Raw genomic sequence first — 24577 nt, 5'->3', positions numbered from 1 at the left:
GGCCTTGGCTTCGCCGCCGAATTTCTTCGACAGGATGGTGGTGATCGCCGCCGTCAATGTGGTCTTGCCATGGTCTACGTGACCAATCGTGCCTACGTTGACGTGCGGCTTGGTCCGCTCAAACTTGCCTTTTGCCATGATCAACCCCTCTCACTATCGCGATATGTCAAATAAAAATGGTGCCCATGGCGAGAATCGGACTCGCGACCTCTCCCTTACCAAGGGAGTGCTCTACCACTGAGCCACATGGGCGCTATGTTTTCCGGTATACCAATACCCCGGAAAACCGCAAACTACAACTGGAGCGGGTGAAGGGAATCGAACCCTCGTCATAAGCTTGGAAGGCTTCTGCTCTACCATTGAGCTACACCCGCAAACCGCAACCGGTAACCAGTTACGAACGCCTTCACTTGGCTCCAATAAATTCATTCTGGTGGAGGGGGAAGGATTCGAACCTTCGAAGGCAGAGCCGTCAGATTTACAGTCTGATCCCTTTGACCGCTCGGGAACCCCTCCTGCCGAAACAACCGACAATTATGTTGAACTTTTCATCTCTTGTCAAACCCTCCTTGAATTTAAACTCACGCCGCAAGGCCCTGAATCAGCCGTTTTAAGGATTTTGACGAGCGGAAAAACCTGCCCGCTCCTTGCAGCGCTTACGTTTCCCCCTAATCCGGCAATGTGCATTGCTCCAGCCGATCCAGCCAGCTCAAAGCATGCTCTTGCGATTCACCGCACATTCCCGGCGATGGCCGCAGTCCGCCACAAAAAGCGGGCCGCTCGGTGCGGCCAAATACGGCACAACGATTATCTTCGGTCAGCTGGAGACATCGCACGCCCGCCGGCTTGCCAAACGGCATGCCCGGCAATGGCGAAGTGATCGAAGGTGCGATGCAGCAGGCGCCGCACCCTTCACGGCAGACAACTTCGCTCACGCCTTTTGGTAAACCTCGGCGCCCTGCTTGACGAACTCGACCGCTTTTTCCTGCATGCCCTTGTTCAGCGCTTCCTGCTCCGAAACGCCCTGGCTGGCAGCATAGTCGCGCACATCCTGGGTGATTTTCATCGAGCAGAAATGGGGGCCGCACATCGAGCAGAAGTGGGCGAGCTTGGCACCTTCCTGCGGCAGGGTCTCGTCGTGGAATTCCTTGGCCTTGTCCGGGTCCAGACCAAGATTGAACTGATCTTCCCAGCGGAATTCGAAACGCGCCTTGGACAAGGCATTGTCGCGGATTTGCGCGCCGGGATGGCCCTTGCCCAAGTCGGCGGCATGGGCGGCGATCTTGTAGGTGATGATGCCCACCCGCACATCTTCCTTGTCCGGCAGGCCCAAATGCTCTTTCGGCGTCACATAGCACAGCATCGCGCAGCCATACCAGCCTATCATCGCGGCGCCGATGCCGGAGGTGATGTGGTCGTAGCCGGGGGCGATGTCGGTGGTCAGCGGCCCCAGGGTGTAGAACGGCGCTTCGTCGCAGTGCTCGAGCTGCAACTCCATGTTCTCCTTGATCATATGCATCGGCACATGGCCGGGTCCCTCGATCATTGTCTGCACGTCATGCTTCCAGGCGATCTTGGTCAGTTCTCCCAGCGTTTTCAGTTCGGCAAATTGTGCCTCATCGTTGGCGTCATAGATCGAACCCGGGCGCAGACCGTCGCCGAGCGAGAAGCTGACGTCATAGGCTTTCATGATCTCGCAGATATCCTCAAAATGCTCGTAGAGGAACGATTCCCTGTGATGCGCCAGACACCACTTGGCCATGATGGAGCCGCCGCGCGAGACGATGCCGGTCATGCGCCTGGCGGTCATCGGGATGTGCGCGAGGCGCACGCCGGCGTGGATGGTGAAGTAGTCCACGCCCTGTTCGGCCTGCTCGATCAGCGTATCGCGGAAGATTTCCCAGGTCAGCTCCTCGGCCTTGCCGTCAACCTTTTCCAGCGCCTGGTAAATTGGCACGGTGCCGATCGGCACCGGGCTGTTGCGGATGATCCATTCGCGCGTTTCGTGGATGTTCTTGCCGGTGGAAAGATCCATCACCGTGTCGCCGCCCCAGCGGATCGACCACACCATCTTCTCCACCTCCTCGGAAATGGAGGACGCCAGCGCCGAGTTACCGATATTGGCATTTATCTTCACCAGAAAATTGCGGCCGATGATCATCGGCTCCAGTTCCGGGTGATTGATGTTGGCGGGGATAATCGCACGGCCGCGCGCCACTTCGTCGCGCACGAATTCGGGCGTGATCACCTGCGGAATCGATGCGCCGAAGTTCTGTCCGGAGTGCTGCTTGAGAATCAGCTCGCTCAACCCTTCGCGGCGCTGGTTTTCGCGAATCGCGATGAACTCCATCTCCGGCGTGACGATGCCTTGGCGGGCATAGTGCATCTGGCTCACGTTACGGCCCGCCTTGGCGCGGCGCGGCGGGCGGTTCAGGTTGAAGCGCAGCTCCGCCAGTTGCGGGTCGGTCTTACGCTGATGGCCGTACTTCGAGGTGGGGCCGGCCAGTTGCTCGGTATCGTTGCGCTCGGCAATCCACGGCGCGCGCAAGTCGGGCAGGCCATTGCGGATATCGATGCTGGCAGCGGGATCGGTATACGCACCGGAGGTATCGTAAACCACCACCGGCGGATTTTTTTCCGCACCGAAAGCGGAGGGCGTATCGGACAGGCTGATTTCGCGGAACGGGACTTTAACATCGTCACGGCTGCCGGTAACGTAGACCTTGCGCGATTTCGGAAACGACTTCACTGCCTCCGGGTCGAGTTCGGCGGCAATGTTGAGGAATTTGGGGTTGGCATTCATCTGTGGTGCTCCCAGGAGGAAGTTAAGGAGCAGCATCTGCTGCTTCCCTACGGCGGCATGACCCGCATCAGGTTCAAAGGGTATTTCTCACTGCGGCACTACCGCAGACCCCCAGCAATGCCTGCCAAAGTACTTGAAATATGGAATAATTGCAAGATTGAAAAACACTTGGACATGCCCATATGAATATCGAACAAGCTCGCTTCAATATGATTGAACAGCAAATCCGCACCTGGGAAGTGCTGGACCCGACCGTCCTCGACCTGCTGCAGCAGGTCCCGCGCGAGGATTTTGTGCCGGGCGGCTATAAGGGCCTGGCGTTTGCCGATCTGGAAATCCCGCTCGGCCATGGTCAGACGATGCTGTCGCCCAAGCTAGAAGCACGCATGCTGCAGGCGTTGGATCTCAAAAAGGCCGACAGCGTACTGGAAATCGGCACCGGCAGCGGCTATATGACGGCCTTGCTGGCCAAGCTCGCCGGGCGCGTCGACAGCGTGGAAATCGTTTCGCATCTCAGCCGGGACGCCGCGCAAAAGCTGGCTGCGCACGGTATCGCCAACGCCGCGCTGGAAGTCGGCGATGGCGCGCGCGGCTGGGGCAACGCCACTTACGATGTCATCGTGCTGACCGGATCCACTCCTCTACTGCCGGAAAGCTTTCAGCGCCAACTCAATCCGGGCGGGCGCCTGCTGGCCGTGGTAGGCGAAGCCCCGGCAATGGAAGCCGTATTGATCAACTGCGTGGCGCCGGGCGTCTATCGGCGCACAACCTTGTTCGAGACCTGCATTCCTGTGCTGCGGAATGCACTCGAGCCTGAGCGCTTCAGCTTCTGATTGACCAAGCGGCCGGTCAATTGTATGCTCCGGCCATCGCTTATCAGGATTTGCTAATGCAGAGGCTTGCTCTATTTTCTTTAGCTTTTTTTATCGGCGGCAATGCACTTGCCGATGACAGCCGGCAAAACCTGATGGACATCTATCGGCAAGCTCAAGCCAACGACTCGGCTTGGGCCGCGGCCCGCAGCGCCAATGTTGCCGCCCAGGAAAAACTGATTCAGGGCAAGGCGCTGACCCTGCCTACCGTTACCATCAACGCCAATGCCAACCACTCCAATACCGACCTGCAATTTCGCGGCAGCGGCGGCAGCTCGGCGTTTCGCTTCGGCGGCGGAGGAGAATCGTTCGAAACCTATGGCTATAGCGTCAACGTGAGCCATCCGCTGTACCGCAAGCAAAACAGCATTCAGTACGAAGAATCCAAAACCCAGGTAGCGCAGGCCGACGAGCAGCTCAACATCGCCCGCCTCGACCTGATGACGCGCACTTCGCAAGCCTATTTCGACGTACTGCTGGCGCAGGTCAGGATAGACCTGATCGGCGCGCAAAAAGCGGCGATCACCCAACAGCTGGAGCAGGCCAAGGCCAATTTCGAGGTCGGCACATCCACTATCACCGATGTGCATGAAGCCCAGGCCCGCTATGATTTGCTGATCGCGCAGGAAATCACGGCACGCAATGACTATGAAGCGCGCCGGCGCACGATTCAGTCCATCATCGGCCAGGTGCCTCACCGCCTGGTTGCGGCGAAGGAACAATTGCCGGTCAAGATCCCCGAACCGCAGGATATGGAACAATGGGTTGAAATTGCCGAACAGCAAAGTTACCAGTTGAAAATCCAGCAGTTCCAGCTGCAACTGGCCAGCCAGGAAATCGAACGTGCCCATGCCGGCCATCTGCCGACGCTGGATGCGGTAGGCGGATACAACGATGCACGCGCCAACGGCAGCGCCAATGGCATAGGCAGCGACCAGAAAAACTTCACGATCGGCCTGCAGTTTCAAGTGCCGCTTTACCAGGGCGGCGCTATTGCTTCGCGCGAACGCGAAGCAATAGCCAGCCAGCAGAAAGCCAAGGACGACCTGGAGCAGGCGCGGCGCACCACAGACCTGCAAACACGGCAGGCGTACCTGGATGTGGCCAGCGCGGTGGCCCAGGTCAAAGCCAACGAACAGGCGCTCGTCTCCAGCCAGAGCTCGCTCGATTCCACTTCGCTGGGGTATGAAGTGGGCGTACGCACCAGCGTGGATGTGCTGAACGCCCAGCAGCAGTTCTACAGCGCCAAGCGCGACCTGCTGCAGGCGCGCTATACCTGGCTGCTCAGCGTCATCAAGCTCAAGGCCGCAGCCGGCGTGCTCAACGAGAACGACCTCGTCGCCACAACCGCGATGCTGGAAGGATCATGAACCCCACCGCGATCTGCCAGCGCGTCGAAAGCCAGCTTGTCATCGTCGACGTGCAGGAACGGCTGTGCAGTTCCATGGAGCAACAGGCGCTGGGTATCACTATCAGAAATTGCACCATCCTGCTACAGGCAGCCAAGCTGCTGGCGGTACCTGCGCTCTACACCGAACAATATTCCAAAGGCCTGGGCGCCACGCTGCCCGAACTCGCGCAATGGCTTCAGCCTGCGACGCCGGTGGAAAAAACCAGTTTTTCCTGCTGCGAAGAGAGCGATTTCTGCGTCCGGCTGGACGACACCCGTCCGCAAGTGGTACTGGCCGGCATGGAATCTCACATCTGCATACTGCAAACCGCCCTGCAGCTGCAGGAAATGGGCAGATGCGTCTTCGTACCGGAGGATGCGGTGCTTTCGCGCAACCCGGCCAGCAAGGCCAATGCGATGCACCGCCTGCGCCAGGCCGGCATCATCGTCACCAATACCGAATCCGTGGTGTTCGAGTGGCTGCGGGTCGCCGAGGGCGACGCATTCAGGCAGATCAGCAGGCTGATCAGATAAACTTCTCCACCAGCGCCAGCGTACGCCGCGCCGCGCCGCGGTTGCCCGCGGCAAACGCCAGACCGGCCGCACCCATGCGCTCGCGCAGAGCGGCATCGTGCGCCAGTTCTTTTATTTCCGCAGCCAGCGCGGCCGCATCCCACACCCGCACCGCCGCCCCTTGCATTATCGCCGTTGAGGCCGCCTCATCGAAATTATACGTGTGTGGGCCGAGCAGCACCGGCTTGCCCAGCGCGCAGGCTTCGATCAGGTTCTGCCCACCGTAGGGCAGCAGGCTGCCGCCGATAAAAGCGAAATCGCAAACCGCATAATAGGCCGCCATCTCGCCCATGCTGTCGCCCAGCAGCACGGCGTCATCGGCGCCTGCCACGCTGTTTTCCGAGCGCCGGCGATAGCGCACGCCACACGTTTGCAACAGCACCGCGACCTCGTCGAAGCGCTGGGGATGGCGCGGCACGATGATCGTCAACAAACCCGGAATCCCGGCCTGCTGCACCGCATCCAGTACCAATGCCTCTTCGCCTTCGCGCGTGCTGGCCGCAAGGAAGATCGTGCGCGGTACGCCGCAAAGCCTTTGTAGGGTAGCGGCGGTGGCTTTTGCCGGCAGCACGTCGAACTTGAGATTGCCGGTCACCACTGCTTGCGGTGCGCCCAGTTCGCACAGGCGCCGGGCATCGGCTGCGGTTTGCGCCGCTATCGCCGCCAATTGCGTCAGCGAGTCTTCGACCAGCGCGCTCACCCTGGCATAGCCTCGCGCCGACCTCGCCGACATGCGCGCATTGACCAGCAGCAGCGGCATCTTCCCGGCTTTGCAGGCATGGATCAGGTTGAACCACAGCTCGGTTTCCATCAGCAGCCCGATCCGCGGGCGGAAATGACCGAGAAACCTGTTGACCGCGAACGGCAGGTCATAAGGTAAATAGGCGCGCAACACACTGTCGCCGAACAATTGTTCGCCCGCCTTGCGGCCGGTTGGCGTGGCATGCGTGAGCAGGACCTTGTGGCCGGGATAGCGCTGACGCAACAAATCGACCAGCGGCGCTGCGGCATGCGTCTCGCCGACGGATACGCAATGCAGCCAGATCACCGGCTTGTCGGCAACGCCGTCGAAAAAGCCGAAACGCTCGCCGACATGGTGCAAATATTCCGGCTGCCGCAGCGAGCGCCACAGCAGCCGCAGCGGTATCAGCGGCACCAGCAGCCAGAGCAAAAGGGTATAGAGAAATCGCGGCATGCAGGCATTTTCTCATCATTTTCCCATATCGTCGCCAGCGCCGTGAGCGAGGGCTCACGCTCCGGCTGCCGCATGCCTATTTTAGAGTTCCAAAGTCAACGGAAAAATTGCCGAGAACGGCTTGACGAGGCACAAGCTAAAGGGTTTAATGTGTCACCTGATCACAATATCTTGTGTTTACAAATTTTATAAATAAAAACAAACGGGAAGGAATGTCGGCATGCTAAAAGCTGTGAAACAGGCGCAAAAACTGGATAAAGAGGTTCCTATGCAACCGGTAGCGCTCGACATCTGGGACAAGAAATACCGTCTCAAGTCCAAACAGGGAGAGGTCATCGATCAGGATATCGATGACACCTACCAGCGCGTGGCGCGGGCTCTGGCCGATGTCGAAACCAGCGAAGAAAAACGCCAGCTGTGGCATGAAAAATTCCTGTGGGCGCTGCGCCGCGGCGCCATCCCGGCCGGCCGCATTACCTCCAACGCCGGGGCGCTGGAGCACAAACCGGCCACCAGCACGATCAACTGCACGGTCAGCGGCATTATCGAAGACAGCATGAACGGCATTCTGGAGAAAGTCCATGAAGCCGGGCTGACGCTGAAAGCCGGCTGCGGCATCGGCTACGAATTCTCCACGCTGCGTCCCAAGGGTGCGTTCGTCGCCGGCGCCGGCGCCTATACTTCCGGCCCGCTGTCGTTCATGGATATCTACGACAAGATGTGCTTCACCGTGTCCTCCGCCGGCGGCCGCCGCGGCGCGCAGATGGCCACCTTCGACATCGCACATCCCGACGTGGCCGATTTCATCAAGGCCAAGCGCGAAGCCGGGCGTCTGCGCCAGTTCAACCTGTCCTGCCTGATCACCGCCGAATTCATGGAAGCGGTGAAAGCCGACGCCGAATGGAAGCTGGCTTTCCCGGTTACCGACAAGGAAGCCCAGGCCGACGGCCTCAAACTGGACGACACAACGCAAGTGGTGTGGCGCGAATGGCCGGTAAAGAACAGGTACCTCACCCGCGAATCCGACGGCAAGATGGCCTGCCGCGTCTACAAGACCATCAAGGCGCGCCGGTTGTGGGACGTGATCATGTCGTCCACCTATGACTTCGCCGAGCCGGGCTTCATCCTGATCGACCGCGTCAACGAGATGAACAACAACTGGTTCTGCGAGAACATCCGCGCCACCAATCCCTGCGGCGAGCAACCATTGCCGCCGTACGGCGCTTGCTTGTTAGGTTCGGTCAACCTGACCACCTTCGTGCGCCAGCCGTTTACCGAAAACGCCCATTTCGACTGGAATGAATATAAAGAAGTAGTCGCGATCTTCACCCGCATGCTGGACAACGTGGTGGAAGTAAACGGCCTGCCGCTGGAACAGCAGCGCCAGGAAATCACGCGCAAGCGCCGCCACGGCATGGGCTACCTCGGCCTGGGCTCGACGCTGACGATGCTGAAGATGCCCTACGGCTCGGACGACTCGCTCAAGTTCACCGAGGAAGTGACGCGCGTGATGGCGGAAACCGGCTGGGAAATCGGCCTGGAACTGGCCGAGGAAAAAGGCCCGGCGCCCATCATGGAGGAAGAGTTCGAAGTCACCGCCGACATGCTGGCCAAGCGCCCGGAAATGCTGAAGGACGGCATCAAGCTCGGCGACAAGATCAAGGGCCGCGTGCTGCTCGGGCTCTACAGCCGCTACATGCAGCAGTTCCCCAGGAAGCTCACCAAGGCCATCGCGGAAAAAGGCGTGCGCTTCACCCATCACAGCTCGATCGCGCCCACCGGCACCATTTCGCTGTCCCTGGGCAACAACGCCAGCAACGGCATCGAGCCCTCGTTCGCACATCACTACAGCCGCAACGTGATCCGCGAAGGCAAGAAGTCCAAGGAAAAGGTCGACGTCTGGTCTTACGAACTGCTGGCGTATCGTGAGCTGATCAACCCCAAGGCGATGCCGTTCTCGGACAAGGAAGAGGAAAAGCTGCCGGAGTATTTCGCCGATTCCTCGACCATTCCGGCCAAGGCCCACGTCGACATCCAGGCCGCCGCGCAGAAATGGATCGACAGCTCGATCTCCAAGACCATCAACGTACCGACCGATTATCCTTACGAGGATTTCAAGGACATCTATTTCTACGCCTACGAAAAAGGCCTGAAGGGCTGCACCACCTTCCGCTTCAACCCGGAAGCGTTCCAGGGCGTGCTGGTGACCGAGAAAGACCTGGAAAGCACCACCTATAAGTTCACGCTGGAAGACGGCACGGTGGTCGAAGCCCGTGGCAACGAGGAAATCGAGTACGACGGCGAAATCCATACCGCCGCCAACTTGTACGACGCGCTGAAGGAAGGCTACTACGGCAAGTTCTAATACTTCCGTATCAGGAGAAAAACATGACCATCAAGATCAACAAAAAAATCACCGCCTACAACGTGGTGACCGAAGAAGACAAAGCCAAAGCTGAAGATGCGGCCACAGCGGCCAGCACCAGATCCGCCGAGGTGGTGCAACTGGGCGAGCCGCTGTCGCGCCCCGACAAGTTGGTGGGCAACACCTACAAAATCAAGACGCCGGTTACCGAGCACGCGCTCTACATCACCATCAACGACGTGATCATGAACGAAGGCACGCCGCAGGAACACCGCCGCCCGTTCGAGATATTCATCAACTCCAAGAACATGGAACACTTCCAGTGGATCGTCGCGCTCACCCGCGTCATGTCCGCCGTGTTCCGCAAGGGCGGCGACATCACCTTCCTGGTGGAAGAACTGCACAGCGTGTTCGACCCGCGCGGCGGCTATTTCAAAAAAGGCGGCAAATACATCCCCAGCCTGGTCGCCGAAATCGGCGAAGTGGTCGAGCAACATCTGCAGGAAATCGGCATGCTCAAAAAGCCCGGCCCGGACGAGCACCAGAAAAAACTGATCGCCGAGAAACGCGCCGAATACCTTGAACGCCAGACCCAAGACAGTGAAACTGAAGGCAGCGAAAACAGCGCCTTTCCCCCCGGCGCCCAACTCTGCGGCAAGTGCCACACCAAGGCGGCGATTATTATGGATGGGTGTTTGACATGCTTGAATTGTGGGGAGAGTAAGTGCGGTTGAGGTAAGAGGAACAAAGGGCCAGCCTAGCTGTTCTTGACACCATAAGTTGCAGGTTTTACAGCATAAGCTGCAAGTTTTTACACCATAAATTGCAACCAACTAAAAGCCCGCTTCTGCGGGCTTTTATGTATGCTCAAATTCCGCTACTGAGCCAATACTAGACTTGGATAGACACCACGAACTACTCGCTCGACGCGTGAAGAACAACGTAGAACATCACGGAATCCTCTACACGCCCGTGGGGGAATCAACGGTGCGCTTCTCCGTCTATCACTTAAAACACTGTCCAGTTTTGTGGGGCCACCTCTTGTTGCCTTTGAAGGCACTGGTTCGTCGGATGTATGCTGATGGCTTTTAAATCGGACCGGACCATGGAACCCCACATCCTCATTTCACGCATTGGCGTGGGTTCATGTTGTCGGAAGAACCAAGCGGTTATCGGGATAGACCTTAATTTTTCCTGATTCGTCCATATTGCCACGTTCCGCTGCCGGCGGCGGCTTTGAGGTTAACTGCCATCCTTGTTGCAGGCTCTGAAGATAAATCCACACACCCCCATCATATCGGCCTATGATGGAACTACGTTGGTTTGGCCTATTAGACTGACCCGACGGCAGGGAATCACCTGTAACTGAATCATATGCGTGACTGGGCATTTTTCCATGCCGGCACTGCGAGGAGATATATCATGGCTAAAGGACAGCAACGCGGTAACAAGGAAGCGAAAAAGCCTAAAAAGGAAAAACAACCGACCGCCCCGATTGGGACGTTTATCACGATGCCGAAAGTAATCCAGCCTCACAAAACCACGCATTAAGCGCTTTCAGCAAGAAAATAGGGGCTTGACCCCTATTTTTTCTCCTTCTATCCCGTCACTTTCCGCTTATGGAACGCGCCCTTCAGGATTTTGTTGCGTCGTCCATATAAGGAAGCTGTGTTAACTGGTAACATCCCGCGCTACTAAAATTCCCAAACATAAGGACAACAACATGAGCAACATCGTCATCGAGCATAACCCGGACGCCGCCCGCCTGGAAGCGCTGGGCGTTTCCAAGTGGCCGACCTGGTCGAAAGAAGTATCGACCTTCCCTTGGACTTTTCCCGAGCAGGAAATTGCGCTGATACTCGAAGGCGAGTGCGTAATTACGCCTGAAGATGGCGAACCGGTTACTTTCGGCAAGGGCGACCTGGTCACCTTCCCCGCCGGGATGAGCTGCGCCTGGGAAGTGCGCAAACCGCTGCACAAGCATTACCAGCTGGATGGCACTAAACTCGGCCAGATCGCGCGCCGGGTGCGGAAGTTTTTACCTTTCTGATCCGTTTGAGCTTAAATCAGGCGATTCTGGATTTTTAGCCGCCTGACAAGAACCAAGAACAGGTTCTATTTATTGCCTTCCGTATTGCCCCGCTCCGCCAGCAGATAACCCAGCACCGAGTCGAGCCCCAGCCGCTTGAACAGCGGTACCGCAAACACGGCGGCGGAAAGATGGATGGCGGCTTCACGCAGGAAATTGGGCGAGCTCATTGGGTATTCCAATCTTCAAGAATCATGCGGATAGGTTTTTATACAAGCCGCCTCGGCCGCTTGGCAGAAAAAGGGCACGATGGCCTGTAGAATACGCGCGTTAGTGCCGTGAATAAGGCAGTAAGCTTGGTACCTCAAGCCGATGAGCCGTCATTGACCTAGTGTGACTCTGCCGAAATAGATTAGGCGCACTAACTTTCCAGCCTTGCAGGCTGGTTATTGGACAGGCGGCCAACCTGCCGGATTGATACCCTGCACGGCAACAGGATAGGCGAGCTGCAGGCTTATTTCACCGAGCGGGTGGGCATAGACAGCAGATTTTCGAGACCGCCGGCTTAAGCGTGCATGTGGATCAGGGCATGTTGGTCGACGAACATGCGCCGGATTTATCTCTCGCTGACAAATTCACGTTCTCTTGCGCGCCGGTTGCTGCGCCCTACTTAACATACGGCCAAGTTTTATTTGGCTTGGCCAAGGAAATTTTTGGTATGAAACTCAAGTCATGACCATCGCACGCCGGTACATGCCGGAAACCTCGAACATCCCCAAAATTCGTTACCCGCCTTGGCTCCGTAAACCGCCACCCGGCGCACCATTTGGCTGCTGCATTTAGGGCAGGTTTGGGCTGTGCCTGAGCCTGCCGGCTGAGCCGTATCCAAGGCAATACTGCTGGCGCCAGGCTGTTCCGGCACCGCCTCCCCGCGCTTGAACGTCAAGAACTTCCATCGCCGCGATGAAGCTCTATCCACACCGGGGGTGGGGGTGGAGGTCGATTTCCTTTTATTTTTTAGCATTTTTATTTTTCAAGATCTCACACCTGCATCCATGCAAAGGATGCGGTCGAGTGACCATACATGCCGCTCAATGCCCATAAAGTCCATCGGCGGCAATGCTCCCCTTGTGATTCATTCGTTTTTCTTGTAGCCGGCAATTGTTATTGTTTTATGCCGATTGATTATTGATTTACAAGCTGTTTATTGGGGATGATATTCCTTTTGCATATGCCGCAAACCTATCAGGACGGATAGGTTTTCCATCGTTGAGGGCTTGGGATTACCCAAGCCCTGGCCGCCATCAAGCCGCCTTTGCCAGCGTGTCACATAAGCCTTTGTAGGTTTTTTCGATATCCACGTGCAAGGCCACCGCATTCTCGACTCCGATTCGGATCGGCGGGCCGAAGCGCAGCGTCACGACACCGGCGCGGCGCAGCAGGCGTTCGATGGCCGTGGTGGTGACCGTGACGTAGTGCTCGACCCCCATATGGTGGCCGTAGGAGATGATTTTTTCGATGGATTCCATCGCCAGCTCGGAGAAGCCAAAATTTTGGCGGCCTTCGGTTTCGATGGCGAACCGGCTTAATTCCCAGATTTTCGGATGTGCCGGCGCCGGCTGTCCGTGCAGCAGTTCGGGAAAGGAGTCCTTGAGCATATAGGGCCCCTCTGTCGGCAAAATGCGCCAACAGCCGCGCAATATCCCGCCCGGCTCTTTCATCATCATGTAGTGCGGTTCGATCGCGTCGTAGCCATCGATTTCCATGCCACTCATGATGGGCACGTCCCACCCCATGCGGTCTTTGAACACCTTGGCACGCAGTTTGTGCATGTCCCATAGATCTTTGCTTTGGAAGTCACGCCGGGCTGCTATTTGGATTTGCAACGACATTTTAAGCCTCCATTCAGATTGGTTATGCAGGAGGCATAGATAATTATGCGTTTTGTGTATTTACATAACTATCAAGGTTGATAGGTTGGAAAGAGGGCAAACAGGCAGGAAAATTGCGTACTGATGACGCGATGCCCAGAGGGCGAACACAGGGCGTGTCACATTTCCGAATGATTGTGCCTGATGAGGAGTTAACGACATGAAAGACGATGTTCGTGGATTGGATAAAAATTTTTTACGCGCCGATGTACTGCGGGAATCCCGCATCGCCCGGCGCGAAACCCAGACCAAGTTCTGGCGGCGTTTCGGGGTGACCCAGTCGCGCGGCAGCCGCTTTGAATTGGGAACGGAGATTCCGCCTTCGGTGGCGATCCTGATCAAACTGTATTTCGAAGGGACGGTCAGCGATGGCGATTTGTGGCGGGCGCGCCGCAGCAACCCGGTGCTGAAGTTGACGGCGAATGCGAGCGAAGCGTCGGTCTAGACCGGGCTGATCAGGCCGAGACGTATGGCCTTGACCACCGCTTGCTGCCTGGTAGCCACTTTGAATTTGCGGCGTACATTGCCGACGTGAAAATTAACGGTGGCCTCCGAGCAGCGCATGATCTGGGAGATTTCCCAGGAGGACTTGCCCACCATCGCCCATTTCAGGCTTTCCAGCTCGCGCCGGGTCAAATGGATGCTATTTTCCTGCGGAGCTGACGGCGTGGCAAAACGCAGCGAAGATTCGAAGACATAATCCCGGATCAGTGCGAGTTCGGGCATGAAGCGGCCCAGTTCGCGCTGAAACTTTTTGTCGGCCAGGGTATCGGAAACGAAACTGATGACGCCAAACTCACCGTTAGCCCCATGCACCGGATAGGTAATGCCGGAGCGAATGCCGTAGCCGCAAGCCTCCTCGTACAACTCGCGCTGCTGGGGGGCTTTGAAGGTTTGCGGCTGCCAGATCAGCGGCAACGTGCTGTTCAGGCAATGGCCCACCGTTGGGTCAACGTAATGCAGCTTTTCCGAATCGTATTTGCTGCGCCAGCGGGATGAATAATTGCTGCGCAGAAAGGCATTTTCCAGCGGGGTCTGCTTGTTGGGGACGACGCCGTACACCGTCTGCTCGAAGCCATGCCGGCGCGCCAGCGAGAACAGCGCCTTACTCCAGGCGTCTTCCGTCGCGCAATTCAACAAGCCATACAGCGATTCGATCTGAACCACGTGCCCCCTTTACCTGCTTGTCCGGCATGCGTTTGTTTTTGGTGTTCCTGCAGCCAGATTTAATTATCGTAAGGTCCGCTTATTAATGCAACCATTTATCACAAAAGGCTTTTTACGCGGCTAACCAACAGCCGCGGTTTGAAGGTAAGGCTGCGATAAATCAACCGATTTTATAAAACCAAGATTGATGTGCATCAAGGATTAAATTGATCCGCGGTGCTACAGTACAGCGTCGAACAATCAGTTCGCATTAGCGGAGGAGAATGCAATGAGCGCAACATTTACCAAAGCCATGGCGCGCAATGTCTTTTACGGCGGGACGGTGTTTTTTTTCCTGCTGTTTCTGGCGCTGGCTTTCGACACCAACCAAACCCTGCCCAAACGCGATAACAGCCAGAACCTGACGGCGGCCGTGGCGCATGGCAAGAACATCTGGGAAACCCACGACTGCATCGGCTGCCATACGCTGCTGGGCGAAGGTGCCTATTTCGCGCCCGAACTCGGCAATGTCTACAAGCGGCGCGGACCGGACTTCATCAAAGCCTGGATCAAGTCGCAGCCGACCGGTGCTCCCGGACGCCGGCAAATGCCGCAGTTCAACCTGACCGACCAGGAACTGGACGACCTTGTGGCGTTTCTGAAGTACACCTCGGAAATCAACACCAACAAGTGGCCGCCCAATATCGAAGGCTGACCTGCCTTTCATCATCTGGAGATAACGATCATGCAATATAAGTCTCAGGCAGTGGCGAAGCCTTATTTCATCGCCGCGATAGGCCTCTTTATCGGGCAGATCCTGTTCGGCCTCATCATGGGCCTGCAGTATGTCGTGGGGGATTTCCTGTTCCCCGAAATCCCGTTCAACGTGGCGCGCATGGTGCACACCAATCTGCTCATCGTATGGCTGCTGTTTGGCTTCATGGGAGCTTCTTACTATCTGGTGCCGGAGGAAACCGAAACCGAGCTGTTCAGCCCCAAGCTGGCCATCGCGATGTTCTGGGTGTTCCTGGTCGCAGGGGCTCTCACCATCCTGGGTTATCTGCTGGTGCCCTATGCGGCGCTCGCCAAGATGACCGGCAACGACATCCTCAACACCATGGGGCGGGAGTTCCTCGAGCAGCCGCTGCCGACCAAGCTCGGCATCGTGGTGGTGGCGCTGGCCTTCCTGTTCAATATCACGATGACCCTGCTCAAGGGCCGCAAGACCGCGATCAGCCTGGTGTTGGTGCTGGGGCTGGCGGGGCTGGCGGGGTTCTTCCTGTTCTCATTCTATAACCCGGCCAACCTGGTGAAGGACAAGTTCTACTGGTGGTGGGTGGTGCACCTGTGGGTGGAAGGCGTGTGGGAACTGATCCTGGGTTCGATCCTGGCCTTCGTGCTGATCAAGGTCACCGGCGTCGACCGCGAAGTGATCGAGAAATGGCTGTACGTGATCATCACCATGACGCTGGTCACCGGCATCATCGGCACCGGTCACCACTACTACTGGATCGGCACGCCGGAATACTGGAAGTGGTGGGGCTCGATCTTCTCCGCACTGGAGCCGATTCCGTTCTTCATGATGACGGTATTCGCCTTCAACATGGTCAACCGCCGCCGCCGCGAGCATCCCAACAAGGCGGCCACGCTGTGGGCGCTGGGCACGGGCGTGATGGCCTTCCTCGGCGCCGGGCTGTGGGGCTTTTTGCACACGCTGGCACCGGTCAACTATTACACCCACGGCACGCAGATCACCGCGGCGCACGGCCATCTGTCGTTCTACGGCGCCTATGTCGCAGTGGTGCTGACGATGATCTCCTACGCCATGCCCATCCTGCGCGGACGGGCGGCAAATTCAGAGAAATCGCAGGTGATGGAAATGTGGGCGTTCTGGCTGATGAGCATCTCGATGTTCTTCATCACGCTGTTCCTCACCGGCGCCGGCATCCTGCAGGTATGGCTGCAACGCGTCTCCGCCACGCCGATGAGTTTCATGGCGGTGCAGGATCAGATCTCGCTGTTCTACTGGGCGCGTGAAGGCACCGGCATGGTGTTCCTGATCGGCCTGATCGTCTATGTATGCAGCTTCTTCGTGAAAGGCGAAGCCAAAGCCACAACTTAATGATTAAGGGTAGTTGCCCCTGGGAGAAGCGACGTTGGCTTCTCCCTTTTTTATTTCTGCACGCAGTTGATGCACATCAAGTACCCGACTGCTTTCACGGGGTATTATTCATACATGCAGTCAATCTGCCTTGTTGAGAAAAATCCATGAACCAGCCCGCCATCGTAATCGACTCCTTCACGCCGACCGTATCGCCGTCGTCCGGCCATGACGGCGCGTTGCCCGGCGATCTGGCGATCTGGATTTTCATCTTCGCCGAGATGCTGGCGTTCGGCGTGCTGTTTGTCGCCTATGCTTTCACCCGCGCCCACAATGTCGAGATGTTCAACGACTCGCAACTCACACTGAGCCGTACCTCGGGTGCGATCAATACGCTGGCACTGATCACCAGCAGCTATTGCGTGGTGCGCGCTGTTTCCGCGATCAAGCACGGCTTATCGCGAGCATGCGCCCATTGGCTGTCCGGCGCAGTACTGCTCGGCGGCGTGTTCGTCGCCATCAAAGTGGTAGAGTTTCACGCCAAGTTCGAGGCCGGCATCACGCTCAGCACCAATGCCTTTTACATGTTCTACCTGGCGCTGACATTCTTTCACTTCATGCATGTGCTGATGGGCATGGTGATCCTCGCCTGCGTCATCGCCAAGGCGCGCCGCGGCGGCTACAGCCGGCATGATTACGTGGGCGTGGAAACCGGCGCGTCGTTCTGGCACATGGTCGATTTGCTGTGGATCATTCTTTTTCCGCTGGTGTACATCATTCGCTAGAGGCTGCCATGCAAACCGCAAAAAACCAATCCGATTTCTTCTCCACCGCCATCTGGGCGGCCCTGGTCGCACTGACGACACTCACCTACAGCATCGGCGAGACCGGCCTGGCCGGTAAGAACGTGATGCTGGCGCTGCTCTTGATCGCGCTCGTCAAGGGGCAGATGGTGGCGAATTATTTCATGGGCTTGCGCCACACCAATATCTGGTGGCGTAGCATAGTCTTCGGTTACTTCGTGATCGTCGGCGGCCTGATCGCCGTGGCCTATATCTGACAGGGGATACGATGAACTCGTCAAACGCATTGCCGAGCCTCGAACAAGCAATGGACACCATTCCGTTTTACAAACCGCACGGCAGTGAAATCGAGCTGTTCGAGCGCGCCTGGCGCAACCGCCTGCCGCTCTTGATCAAGGGCCCCACCGGCTGCGGCAAGACACGCTTCGTCGCGCATATGGCGGCGCGGCTGAATTTGCCGCTGTACACCGTCGCCTGCCACGACGACCTTACCGCCGCCGACCTGGTCGGCCGCCACCTGATCGGCAACGGCCAGACCGTGTGGTGCGACGGCCCGCTCACCCGCGCGGTGCGCGAAGGCGGCATCTGCTACCTGGACGAAGTGGTGGAAGCGCGCAAGGACACCACCGTGGTGCTGCACCCGCTGGCGGACGACCGGCGCATTCTGCCGATAGACCGCACCGGCGAACTGCTGGAAGCGCCACCGTCGTTCATGCTAGTGGTGTCTTACAACCCCGGCTACCAGAATTTCCTCAAGGGCATGAAGCCCTCCACGCGCCAGCGCTTCGTCTCGCTCGGCTTCGATTTTCCCGCCCCGGCGCAGGAAGAGGCGATTCTGGTGGGCGAAACCAGCATCGACAACATGGCCGCAAAACGCCTGGTTTCCATCGCCCAGGCTTTCCGGGCGCTGCGCGGCCACGACTTGGAGGAAGTCGCCAGCACCCGGCTGCTGGTATATGCCGCAACGCTGATCAAGGACGGCTGCGAACCGTCGCTGGCTTGCCGCGCGGCGCTGGTGGAAACACTGACCGACGACCCCGACACCGCCTCTGCATTGAGCGAGGTCATCGATGCCACATTCGGCAAATGACGACGGCCGCAGCCTCGCAATAGCAGCCGAGGTGCTCTACCTGGCCAACATCACGCTGGTGCCGGTGCTGGGGTTCGTCATTTTGCTGCTGCTGTATTTGCGCCAGACTCCGCAAACGCCGGCGCTGGCACGCTGCCATCTACGCCAGGCGATATCCGGCAGCCTGTGGGCGGGCGCGCTGCTGGTAGCCCTGACTACGCTCATCCTGCTGCTGGGCGGCTATCGTTCCGCCTATACGCTGATCACCCTTATTCTCTATTTCTTCAGCTGTCACTCCGTGCTGATCCTGCTCGGCATGGCCGGGCTTGCGCGTGCCCTCGCCGGCAAGCCTTTCGTTTACCCGTTGATAGGCGTGCGCTGCGATGATAAGAGCCTGTTTCAATAGGAAACAAAAGATGTGTTTGTTTTCTACTGAAACAGGCTCTAACCTGCAACTGCGGCGGCGATTGTTTCAGGGCGGTTTTTTCATCCTGTTCGTGCTGGCGCCGGTGTTCGACCTGTTCCGGCTCGACCTTAACTTGCACCATTTCATCATTTTCGGCATGGACTGGACGCTAGGGCTGGACGCCCTGCTGGCGCATCAAATTACCCCGCTGCAGGCCGGATTCAATATCTTTGTGCGCGGGTTTCTGCCGCTCGCCGCGGTCATCGCCCTGGTCATCGTCGTTTCGCTGAAATACGGCCGGCTCTACTGCGGCTGGCTGTGCCCGCATTTCTCCGTGGTCGAAACGCTCAACCAGCTGATGCGCCGCGCCATCGGCAAGCACAGCGTGTGGGACCGGGAAACCCTGCCCGAGCAGGACAAGGGCGCGCGTCCTGTCCAGCGCAACCGGGCCTGGCTGCTGGTATTACTGCCGCTGACGCTGGCATTTTCGTTTGTCTGGGCGACGGCACTGCTCACCTACCTGCTGCCGCCGTCGGAAATTTACGCCAACCTGTGGCACGGTACGCCGACGCGTAATCAGGCGCTGTTCATCGGCATCGGCACCAGCGTATTCTTCCTCGAATTCACGCTTGCCCGGCACCTGTTCTGCCGCTTTGGCTGCGCCGTCGGCCTGTTCCAGAGCCTGGCCTGGATGGCCAACCACCGCGCCATGGTGGTGGCCTTCGACCGCGCCAACGCCAGCGCCTGCCAGGACTGCACCAATGCCTGCGACAATGCCTGCCCGATGCGGCTCAAGCCACGCACGATCAAGCGCCACATGTTTTCCTGCACCCAGTGCGCGAGCTGCATCACCGCCTGCCGCGACTCTCAAGCTGACAGCCCGCACGGCTCGCTACTGGAGTGGACAGCCGGTACCGCGGCGCTGGACAAATCCGACCGCGAGCAAACACGGCAGGCAGCGTCTCATCATCGAGTCATCCAGATTGTGAGAACTTGAGAGATGGAAGAATACGTTGGCGGACTCTGGCACAAACTGGTGACGCACGCGGCCGACCGGCGGCATGCGCAGGCTGCGGTCACGCTGGATGAAATCGGCAAGACCGCGAGCATTTTTTTCCGCGCGCTGGGCGGCGACCCTGGCCTCAACCTGTCGGCTACGCCCGCCACGCGACACGGTGCCCGCCGGCGCTGGCTGGAATGGCTCGCCGCCAGCGGCGAAAAGGCCGAACTCGCCTGGCGCGATGGCGAAACCTTGCGCCTGCCCGAGCGCATCGACCTGTTTCCCGAACGCGACCTCAACCGCGATCTCTATCTGTGGCTGGTCGCGCTTTCCGCCGTCGAGGCCGAGCCCGCCCTGCCCTGGATCGTGCGCAGCCAGCGCTCCACGCTCGCGACCCTGGAGCGCTTTCCCGGATTGACTGCGCGCTACCGCCGGCTGGTGCAGGCGCTGCTGCCCCTGCGCCGCGCCCCGCAACAGTTGCCCGAGGACGAAGCCGCGCAGGAGCAGGCCCTTCGCCGGGCGCTGCTGCAGCCCGGCAGCATAGAAACGTTGCCGCGCGCGCGCCGCCCATTCCAGCCGGTACCGCTGTGGCCGCATCCGCTGCCGCCCGCGGGCAAGGCAGGTCGCGCCCCAGTTGGCGACGGCGCGCCGGAACGCGACGAAACCAGCCAGGACGTCGCGCACAGCCGCCGCAGGCATGTCGCCGAGCGCACCGACATGCCCGACGGCAAGGACGGTTTTCTCATGCTGTTCCGCGCCGAAAGCCTGTTTTCATGGACCGAATACATCAAGGTCAACCGCCCGCAGGACGACGAAGAAGACGCCGCCAACGCCGCGCTTGCGGCCGAGGATATGGACGCCATGACGGTCGCGCGCGATGGCCAGACCAGCGCCGCCAAGCTGCGCTTCGACCTTGACCTGCCGGCTGCGGGCGAGGACGACACGGTACTGGGCGAAGGCATTGCGCTGCCGGAATGGGACTGGAAGAAACAGCTTCTGCAGCCGGATTATTGCCGCCTGCAGGAAATGGTGGCGCGCCGGGCCGCGCCGTGCGAGCTGCCCCAGCCTTTGCGGCGTACCGCGCGCCGTCTGCGCAGCCAGTTCCAGGCTCTGGTGCCGGTGCGCAGCTGGCTCAAGGCGCAAGCCGATGGCGAGGAAGTCGATCTCGATGCCTGGGTGCGCCATGAAACCGACCGACTCATCGGCGTGCACGCCGCCGAACGCGGGCTTTACCGCGCGCAAACCGCCCAGCAGCGCGACCTGGCCTGCCTGCTGCTGGCTGATTTGTCGTTATCCACCGATGCCTATGCCTCGGACCACGCGCGCGTGATCGATGTCATCCGCGACAGCCTGTTCCTGTTTTCCGAGGCTCTTTCGGCAACCGGCGACCGCTTCGCGCTGTACGGCTTCTCTTCGCTCAAGCGCAGCCATGTTCGTTTTCATCGCCTGAAAAGTTTCGATGAACGTTATGATTCGGATATCCGCGGCCGCATCGCTGCGATCAAGCCCGGCTATTACACCCGCATGGGTGCCGCCATTCGCCATTCGACAGCGCTATTGTCGAAACAGCCCAGCAGCCAGCGCCTGTTGCTGCTGCTCACCGACGGCAAGCCCAACGACCTCGACCGCTACGAAGGCCGCTACGGCATCGAAGATACCCGCATGGCCCTGAGCGAGGCGCGCCGGCAGGGGCTGCAGCCCTTCTGCGTCACCATCGATCGCGAAGCCAACGACTATCTGCCGCATCTGTTCGGCGCCGGCGGCTATGCGGTGATCCGCAAGCCGGAAGATCTGCCGCGGGAATTGCCGCTGCTGTACGCGCAAATGACGAGGCAATAGAACTCGGCTCGCAGATCTAACTCTAACCCAGGATTTTTGCGGCCGCTCGCAGAACCTTTAGGAGAAATGATTTGCGCATCCCCAGCCTGTTCGTTTCGCACGGCGCCCCGACGCTGGCCATCGACCCCGGCCAAACCGGGCCGCTGCTGGCCAGCCTTGGCCAAAGCCTGCCCGCACCGCAATCCATCCTGGTTGTTTCCGCGCATTGGGATACGCCGCAACCGGCAGTCGGTATTACCCCGCGCCCCAAGACTATTCACGATTTTGGCGGTTTTCCGGCCGAGCTCTACACTTTGCAATATCCCGCCCCGGGCGCGCCGGAACTGGCCAGCCGGGCGCGGGAGCTACTGCTCGATGCCGGCTTCGAAACTATCGCCGACGCCCATCGCGGCCTGGACCACGGGGCCTGGGTGCCGCTGCGTTATTTATATCCGGAAGCGGATATCCCGGTGACCCAGCTTTCGATCCAGAGCAATCACGGCCCCGACCATCATTACCGGCTGGGCCGGGCGTTGACGCCGCTGCGCGACGAAGGCGTGCTGATCCTGGCATCGGGCGCCGTTACACATAATCTTGCCGATTTCACCACTCCCGATCCCAACGCACCGGCCCGCGATTATGTCGTTGAATTCAGCGGCTGGATCGCCCGCCACCTCGCCGCCGGCAACATCGAAGATCTGCTGGATTACCGTCGGCGCGCTCCCTGCGCTGCCCGGGCACAGCCCACGGAAGACCATCTGCTGCCGCTGTTCGTCGCGCTCGGGGCGGCGGCGGGCAAACCGGCCCGCCGCCATGAAGCCGGCGTCACCTACGGCATCCTGGCGATGGACATTTATACTTTCGACTAGCCGAATCCGAAAATCTCACTATCTCCAGACGCTGGACATACATAACTATAAAGTTTAAACATATAGACATGTTAACCGACCGCATCCAAAAACTGCCGGCCGAATGGCGCGATGTTTCCGCTCTTTTTGTCGCACTGGGAGATGAGCAGCGGCAACGCATCCTGCTGACTTTCGCGCCGGGAGAACGGCTCAACGTGACGCAGATCGTTTCCGTATCTGCGCTGAGCCGCACGGCGATATCGCATCAACTCAAGGTGCTGCGTCAAGCCGGGGCATTGCATAGCGAAAAATCGGCAAGGAAGTGTATTCCTGGATCGACAAACCGCACATCGCCGGCTTGCTGCAACGTGTGCTGGCGTATGTGCAGACGCAAACCTAGCGGTTACCTTCCTCGGCAACTACTCCCATCCCTATGACTTCTACAGGCTGCGCTACGTCGTTGCCGGGGCGGGAAAAGCTCAACGAGGAGGTACGCAAGGTGTGGGCGGAGAAGTTCGGTATCCGCATCCTGGAAGGCTACGGCGCCACCGAGTGCGCCCCGGTGCTGGCGGTGAACACGCCCATGGCCAACAGCCTCGGCACCGTCGGCCCGCTGCTGCCAGGGCTGGAGCCCAGGATGGAAGCCGCTCTGCGCATCCTCGGCCGCGTCAAAATATTTGCGGAAGTAGCCGGTGAAATGGTCTCGCCGGAAGTGGTCGAACGGATCGCCGGCCACGCCTCTCCGGAACATCGGCATGCAGCCACCACCCAGTCGATCCGCAGCGTGGCGAGAACATCATCCTCTGCACCACGCACGCCGGCCTCACCCGCAAAGCTCTGCAAACCACCACGCATGATCTCGGCAGCGCGGAACTCGTCGTTCCGCGCAAGATTATCGCGGTGAAAGAACTGCCGCTGCTGGGCACCGGCAAGGTAGATTATGTGAAGCTCAGACAAATGGCGGAGACGGAATGATGCATAACAGCCTCTCATCGCGCGGCATGATCGCCATCCTCGCCGCGCAGTTTTTCTCGGCGCTGGCCGACAACGCGCTGCTGTTCGCCGCCATCGCGATGCTCAAATCCATGCATGCCCCGGGCTGGCAAACGCCGCTGTTGCAGGAGTTCTTCGCCATCGCCTTCATCCTGCTGGCGCCGTTTGTCGGGCCGTTTGCCGACAGCTGGCCCAAGGGGCGGGTGATGCTGGCGGCGAACGCGATGAAGTTTGCCGGAGCGATGGCGATGCTGCTGGGGCTGCATCCGCTGCTGGCCTACAACCTGGTCGGCGTCGGCGCGGCGGCTTATTCGCCGGCGAAGTACGGCATCCTCTCCGAGCTGGTCGGGCCGGACAAACTGGTCAAGGCCAACAGCATGATGGAGGGCTCCACCATCGTTGCCATCCTGCTGGGCGCGGTATTGGGCGGCATGCTGGCGGACCGGTCGGTGACGGCAGCCTTGACCGGCGTGGCCGCCTGTTACCTGATCGCCGGTTTGGCCAATCTCTTGATTCCAAAACTGCCGCCGGCGCATCCGGTGGCAACATTTTCGCCCGTCGTGCTCATCAAGGATTTCTGGAATGCATTGATCGCGCTGGTGAAAAACCCGGACGCGCGCTTTTCCATGCTCGGCACCAGCGTGTTCTGGGGCAGCGGCAGCACGCTGCGTTTCCTGCTGGTAGCCTGGGTGCCGGTCGCCCTGCTGATTACCGACAACGGCACTGCCGCCAACTTAAGCGGCGTGGTCGCCATCGGCATCGCGCTGGGTGCGGCTGCGGCAGCCAAGTTCGTCAATCTCGATACCGTCAACCGCGCACTGCCCGCGGGCATCCTGATCGGCCTGCTGATCTCCGTCTTTGCCCACGCCTCCAGCCTGCCCGCAGCCGTCGCCCTGCTGGTGCTGATCGGCGTCTGCGGCGGCTTTTACGTGGTGCCGCTCAACGCCCTGCTGCAGGAGCGCGGCCACGAAACCGTGGGCGCGGGCCACGCCATTGCGGTGCAGAACGTGTTCGAGAACTTCGCGATGATCGTAATGGTAGGGCTATATACGCTGATGGTGAAGGCCGGGATGCCGGTGGTTGCCTCAGCCACCCTGTTCGGGCTGGTGGTGTTTGCGGTGATCGGCTCGCTGGCGTGGACGCGGATGCATAAATAATCCAGCGTTTCAGCCCGACAGTGCCGGATTTTTTTCTTGTTATGATAAGCATGAATTAAATAGGGGGATCGACATGGC

The 24577-nt window shown here is 59.1% G+C and carries 28 protein-coding genes, 3 tRNA genes, 1 pseudogene and 1 riboswitch; of the genes and pseudogenes, 21 read left to right on the top strand and 11 right to left on the bottom strand.

Annotated features, from left to right (window positions below; genetic code table 11):
- The 5 genes from VGK14_RS04210 to thiC form a co-directional block, all read right to left on the bottom strand.
- A partial coding sequence (locus VGK14_RS04210) for a GTP-binding protein (RefSeq protein ID WP_304908554.1) occupies nt 1-138 on the bottom strand: 138 nt, incomplete at its 3' end.
- A 39-nt stretch (nt 139-177) separates the two neighbouring features.
- Nucleotides 178-252: transfer RNA gene (locus VGK14_RS04205), tRNA-Thr, on the bottom strand.
- A gap of 48 nt (nt 253-300) precedes the next feature.
- A tRNA-Gly gene (locus tag VGK14_RS04200) sits at nt 301-374 on the bottom strand.
- A 57-nt stretch (nt 375-431) separates the two neighbouring features.
- Nucleotides 432-516: transfer RNA gene (locus VGK14_RS04195), tRNA-Tyr, on the bottom strand.
- A 415-nt stretch (nt 517-931) separates the two neighbouring features.
- Nucleotides 932-2803 carry a phosphomethylpyrimidine synthase ThiC gene (gene thiC / locus VGK14_RS04190; protein ID WP_331507676.1) on the bottom strand — a complete coding sequence of 624 codons (1872 nt, stop codon included), beginning with the start codon at nt 2801-2803 and terminating at the stop codon, nt 932-934.
- A gap of 27 nt (nt 2804-2830) precedes the next feature.
- Nucleotides 2831-2926: riboswitch (TPP riboswitch) on the bottom strand.
- A gap of 59 nt (nt 2927-2985) precedes the next feature.
- On the opposite strand from thiC, the gene VGK14_RS04185 reads away from it, so the two are divergent.
- Genes VGK14_RS04185 through VGK14_RS04175 form a run of 3 tightly spaced genes read left to right on the top strand, consistent with a single transcriptional unit; the run spans nt 2986 to nt 5599 of the window.
- Nucleotides 2986-3636, top strand: a complete 651-nt coding sequence (locus VGK14_RS04185; RefSeq protein ID WP_331507672.1) for a protein-L-isoaspartate O-methyltransferase — start codon at nt 2986-2988, stop codon at nt 3634-3636.
- A 56-nt stretch (nt 3637-3692) separates the two neighbouring features.
- Nucleotides 3693-5045, top strand: a complete 1353-nt coding sequence (locus VGK14_RS04180) for a TolC family outer membrane protein (RefSeq protein WP_331507671.1) — start codon at nt 3693-3695, stop codon at nt 5043-5045.
- A complete protein-coding gene (locus VGK14_RS04175) occupies nt 5042-5599 on the top strand; it encodes a hydrolase (protein WP_331507670.1) in 558 nt (185 codons plus the stop codon). The genes VGK14_RS04180 and VGK14_RS04175 overlap by 4 nt, the downstream gene beginning before the upstream one ends.
- Here the strand turns inward: VGK14_RS04175 and waaA are convergent.
- Complete coding sequence (waaA, locus tag VGK14_RS04170; RefSeq protein WP_331507669.1) at nt 5592-6833, bottom strand: lipid IV(A) 3-deoxy-D-manno-octulosonic acid transferase; 1242 nt, start codon at nt 6831-6833, stop codon at nt 5592-5594. The two genes, VGK14_RS04175 and waaA, sit on opposite strands and share 8 nt — an antisense overlap.
- A gap of 220 nt (nt 6834-7053) precedes the next feature.
- Here waaA and VGK14_RS04165 point away from each other — a divergent pair, with 220 nt between their 5' ends.
- The 4 genes from VGK14_RS04165 to VGK14_RS04150 all read left to right on the top strand — a co-directional run bounded on the left by VGK14_RS04165 (nt 7054) and on the right by VGK14_RS04150 (nt 11248).
- Nucleotides 7054-9198, top strand: coding sequence for an adenosylcobalamin-dependent ribonucleoside-diphosphate reductase (locus tag VGK14_RS04165; RefSeq protein ID WP_331507668.1), 2145 nt, complete (start codon nt 7054-7056; stop codon nt 9196-9198).
- 23 nt (nt 9199-9221) lie between these two features.
- Nucleotides 9222-9932, top strand: coding sequence for an NrdJb (locus VGK14_RS04160; protein ID WP_331507667.1), 711 nt, complete (start codon nt 9222-9224; stop codon nt 9930-9932).
- 688 nt (nt 9933-10620) lie between these two features.
- A complete protein-coding gene (locus tag VGK14_RS04155; RefSeq protein WP_331507666.1) occupies nt 10621-10749 on the top strand; it encodes a hypothetical protein in 129 nt (42 codons plus the stop codon).
- 172 nt (nt 10750-10921) lie between these two features.
- Nucleotides 10922-11248, top strand: coding sequence for a cupin domain-containing protein (locus VGK14_RS04150; protein ID WP_331507665.1), 327 nt, complete (start codon nt 10922-10924; stop codon nt 11246-11248).
- A gap of 65 nt (nt 11249-11313) precedes the next feature.
- Here VGK14_RS04150 and VGK14_RS04145 read toward each other — a convergent pair whose 3' ends face one another.
- Nucleotides 11314-11457, bottom strand: a complete 144-nt coding sequence (locus VGK14_RS04145) for a hypothetical protein (RefSeq protein WP_331507664.1) — start codon at nt 11455-11457, stop codon at nt 11314-11316.
- A gap of 359 nt (nt 11458-11816) precedes the next feature.
- Between VGK14_RS04145 and VGK14_RS04140 the strand changes: the two genes are divergently transcribed.
- The gene (locus VGK14_RS04140) at nt 11817-11963 is read left to right on the top strand and encodes a hypothetical protein (RefSeq protein WP_331507663.1); all 147 of its coding nucleotides are present in this window, start codon (nt 11817-11819) and stop codon (nt 11961-11963) included.
- Here VGK14_RS04140 and VGK14_RS14635 read toward each other — a convergent pair.
- Complete coding sequence (locus tag VGK14_RS14635) at nt 11958-12251, bottom strand: topoisomerase DNA-binding C4 zinc finger domain-containing protein (RefSeq protein ID WP_414691701.1); 294 nt, start codon at nt 12249-12251, stop codon at nt 11958-11960. The genes VGK14_RS04140 and VGK14_RS14635 overlap by 6 nt on opposite strands.
- A gap of 280 nt (nt 12252-12531) precedes the next feature.
- Nucleotides 12532-13119: an acyl-homoserine-lactone synthase gene (locus VGK14_RS04135; RefSeq protein WP_331507662.1), complete on the bottom strand. Its 588-nt coding sequence runs from the start codon at nt 13117-13119 to the stop codon at nt 12532-12534.
- Between the two features lie 199 nt (nt 13120-13318).
- On the opposite strand from VGK14_RS04135, the gene VGK14_RS04130 reads away from it, so the two are divergent.
- The gene (locus VGK14_RS04130) at nt 13319-13603 is read left to right on the top strand and encodes a helix-turn-helix transcriptional regulator (RefSeq protein ID WP_331507661.1); all 285 of its coding nucleotides are present in this window, start codon (nt 13319-13321) and stop codon (nt 13601-13603) included.
- On the opposite strand, the gene VGK14_RS04125 is transcribed toward VGK14_RS04130, so the two are convergent.
- Nucleotides 13600-14325 carry a LuxR family transcriptional regulator gene (locus tag VGK14_RS04125; RefSeq protein ID WP_331507660.1) on the bottom strand — a complete coding sequence of 242 codons (726 nt, stop codon included), beginning with the start codon at nt 14323-14325 and terminating at the stop codon, nt 13600-13602. The genes VGK14_RS04130 and VGK14_RS04125 overlap by 4 nt on opposite strands.
- A 268-nt stretch (nt 14326-14593) precedes the next feature.
- On the opposite strand from VGK14_RS04125, the gene VGK14_RS04120 reads away from it, so the two are divergent.
- The 9 genes from VGK14_RS04120 to VGK14_RS04080 all read left to right on the top strand — a co-directional run bounded on the left by VGK14_RS04120 (nt 14594) and on the right by VGK14_RS04080 (nt 22370).
- The gene (locus tag VGK14_RS04120) at nt 14594-15019 is read left to right on the top strand and encodes a cytochrome c (protein ID WP_331507659.1); all 426 of its coding nucleotides are present in this window, start codon (nt 14594-14596) and stop codon (nt 15017-15019) included.
- Between the two features lie 30 nt (nt 15020-15049).
- Nucleotides 15050-16426, top strand: coding sequence for a cbb3-type cytochrome c oxidase subunit I (locus tag VGK14_RS04115; protein WP_331507658.1), 1377 nt, complete (start codon nt 15050-15052; stop codon nt 16424-16426).
- Between the two features lie 146 nt (nt 16427-16572).
- Nucleotides 16573-17190 (top strand): cytochrome c oxidase subunit 3 family protein, encoded by a 618-nt coding sequence (locus VGK14_RS04110; RefSeq protein ID WP_331507657.1) that lies wholly within the window; start codon nt 16573-16575, stop codon nt 17188-17190.
- A gap of 8 nt (nt 17191-17198) precedes the next feature.
- Nucleotides 17199-17465, top strand: coding sequence for a cytochrome C oxidase subunit IV family protein (locus VGK14_RS04105; RefSeq protein ID WP_331507656.1), 267 nt, complete (start codon nt 17199-17201; stop codon nt 17463-17465).
- Nucleotides 17466-17476: 11 nt separating this feature from the next.
- Complete coding sequence (locus VGK14_RS04100; protein WP_414691700.1) at nt 17477-18298, top strand: CbbQ/NirQ/NorQ/GpvN family protein; 822 nt, start codon at nt 17477-17479, stop codon at nt 18296-18298.
- A complete protein-coding gene (locus tag VGK14_RS04095; RefSeq protein ID WP_331507655.1) occupies nt 18279-18683 on the top strand; it encodes a hypothetical protein in 405 nt (134 codons plus the stop codon). The genes VGK14_RS04100 and VGK14_RS04095 overlap by 20 nt, the downstream gene beginning before the upstream one ends.
- A gap of 16 nt (nt 18684-18699) precedes the next feature.
- On the top strand, nt 18700-19680 hold the full coding sequence (locus tag VGK14_RS04090; protein WP_331507654.1) for a 4Fe-4S binding protein: 981 nt from the start codon (nt 18700-18702) through the stop codon (nt 19678-19680).
- Between the two features lie 3 nt (nt 19681-19683).
- The gene (locus tag VGK14_RS04085; RefSeq protein WP_331507653.1) at nt 19684-21522 is read left to right on the top strand and encodes a nitric oxide reductase activation protein NorD; all 1839 of its coding nucleotides are present in this window, start codon (nt 19684-19686) and stop codon (nt 21520-21522) included.
- A 77-nt stretch (nt 21523-21599) separates the two neighbouring features.
- Nucleotides 21600-22370 (top strand): class III extradiol ring-cleavage dioxygenase, encoded by a 771-nt coding sequence (locus VGK14_RS04080; protein WP_331507674.1) that lies wholly within the window; start codon nt 21600-21602, stop codon nt 22368-22370.
- Between the two features lie 71 nt (nt 22371-22441).
- On the opposite strand, the gene VGK14_RS04075 is transcribed toward VGK14_RS04080, so the two are convergent.
- A complete protein-coding gene (locus tag VGK14_RS04075) occupies nt 22442-22636 on the bottom strand; it encodes a hypothetical protein (RefSeq protein WP_331507677.1) in 195 nt (64 codons plus the stop codon).
- Between VGK14_RS04075 and VGK14_RS04070 the strand changes: the two genes are divergently transcribed.
- The 3 genes and pseudogenes from VGK14_RS04070 to lplT all read left to right on the top strand — a co-directional run bounded on the left by VGK14_RS04070 (nt 22565) and on the right by lplT (nt 24499).
- On the top strand, nt 22565-22786 hold the full coding sequence (locus VGK14_RS04070; RefSeq protein WP_331507673.1) for a hypothetical protein: 222 nt from the start codon (nt 22565-22567) through the stop codon (nt 22784-22786). The two genes, VGK14_RS04075 and VGK14_RS04070, sit on opposite strands and share 72 nt — an antisense overlap.
- Nucleotides 22755-23324 (top strand): annotated as a pseudogene (locus VGK14_RS04065) (AMP-binding protein); the annotation flags it as partial. The gene VGK14_RS04070 and the pseudogene VGK14_RS04065, both read left to right, overlap by 32 nt.
- A complete protein-coding gene (gene lplT, locus VGK14_RS04060) occupies nt 23321-24499 on the top strand; it encodes a lysophospholipid transporter LplT (RefSeq protein WP_331507652.1) in 1179 nt (392 codons plus the stop codon). The pseudogene VGK14_RS04065 and the gene lplT, both read left to right, overlap by 4 nt.
- The last annotated feature ends 78 nt before the right edge of the window (nt 24500-24577 follow it).

This window comes from Novimethylophilus sp. (assembly GCF_036504375.1).
Lineage (GTDB): Bacteria > Pseudomonadota > Gammaproteobacteria > Burkholderiales > Methylophilaceae > Novimethylophilus.
The sequence above is the reverse complement of the archived record's forward strand: the minus strand, read 5'-3'. Positions and strand labels throughout refer to the sequence as shown.

Bases quoted from the DNA above. Each gene is read 5' to 3' on its own strand.
- waaA (WP_331507669.1), bottom strand. From the start codon at position 6,833: ATGCCGCGATTTCTCTATACCCTTTTGCTCTGGCTGCTGGTGCCGCTG.
- VGK14_RS04175 (WP_331507670.1), top strand. From the start codon at position 5,042: ATGAACCCCACCGCGATCTGCCAGCGCGTCGAAAGCCAGCTTGTCATC.
- VGK14_RS04105 (WP_331507656.1), top strand. From the start codon at position 17,199: ATGCAAACCGCAAAAAACCAATCCGATTTCTTCTCCACCGCCATCTGG.
- VGK14_RS04155 (WP_331507666.1), top strand. From the start codon at position 10,621: ATGGCTAAAGGACAGCAACGCGGTAACAAGGAAGCGAAAAAGCCTAAA.
- VGK14_RS04185 (WP_331507672.1), top strand. From the start codon at position 2,986: ATGAATATCGAACAAGCTCGCTTCAATATGATTGAACAGCAAATCCGC.
- VGK14_RS04145 (WP_331507664.1), bottom strand. From the start codon at position 11,457: ATGAGCTCGCCCAATTTCCTGCGTGAAGCCGCCATCCATCTTTCCGCC.
- thiC (WP_331507676.1), bottom strand. From the start codon at position 2,803: ATGAATGCCAACCCCAAATTCCTCAACATTGCCGCCGAACTCGACCCG.
- VGK14_RS04140 (WP_331507663.1), top strand. From the start codon at position 11,817: ATGTTGGTCGACGAACATGCGCCGGATTTATCTCTCGCTGACAAATTC.
- VGK14_RS04135 (WP_331507662.1), bottom strand. From the start codon at position 13,119: ATGTCGTTGCAAATCCAAATAGCAGCCCGGCGTGACTTCCAAAGCAAA.
- VGK14_RS04100 (WP_414691700.1), top strand. From the start codon at position 17,477: ATGAACTCGTCAAACGCATTGCCGAGCCTCGAACAAGCAATGGACACC.
- VGK14_RS04120 (WP_331507659.1), top strand. From the start codon at position 14,594: ATGAGCGCAACATTTACCAAAGCCATGGCGCGCAATGTCTTTTACGGC.
- VGK14_RS04095 (WP_331507655.1), top strand. From the start codon at position 18,279: ATGCCACATTCGGCAAATGACGACGGCCGCAGCCTCGCAATAGCAGCC.
- VGK14_RS04180 (WP_331507671.1), top strand. From the start codon at position 3,693: ATGCAGAGGCTTGCTCTATTTTCTTTAGCTTTTTTTATCGGCGGCAAT.
- VGK14_RS04110 (WP_331507657.1), top strand. From the start codon at position 16,573: ATGAACCAGCCCGCCATCGTAATCGACTCCTTCACGCCGACCGTATCG.
- VGK14_RS04160 (WP_331507667.1), top strand. From the start codon at position 9,222: ATGACCATCAAGATCAACAAAAAAATCACCGCCTACAACGTGGTGACC.
- VGK14_RS04085 (WP_331507653.1), top strand. From the start codon at position 19,684: ATGGAAGAATACGTTGGCGGACTCTGGCACAAACTGGTGACGCACGCG.
- VGK14_RS14635 (WP_414691701.1), bottom strand. From the start codon at position 12,251: ATGCTAAAAAATAAAAGGAAATCGACCTCCACCCCCACCCCCGGTGTG.
- VGK14_RS04150 (WP_331507665.1), top strand. From the start codon at position 10,922: ATGAGCAACATCGTCATCGAGCATAACCCGGACGCCGCCCGCCTGGAA.
- VGK14_RS04165 (WP_331507668.1), top strand. From the start codon at position 7,054: ATGCTAAAAGCTGTGAAACAGGCGCAAAAACTGGATAAAGAGGTTCCT.
- VGK14_RS04115 (WP_331507658.1), top strand. From the start codon at position 15,050: ATGCAATATAAGTCTCAGGCAGTGGCGAAGCCTTATTTCATCGCCGCG.
- VGK14_RS04130 (WP_331507661.1), top strand. From the start codon at position 13,319: ATGAAAGACGATGTTCGTGGATTGGATAAAAATTTTTTACGCGCCGAT.
- lplT (WP_331507652.1), top strand. From the start codon at position 23,321: ATGATGCATAACAGCCTCTCATCGCGCGGCATGATCGCCATCCTCGCC.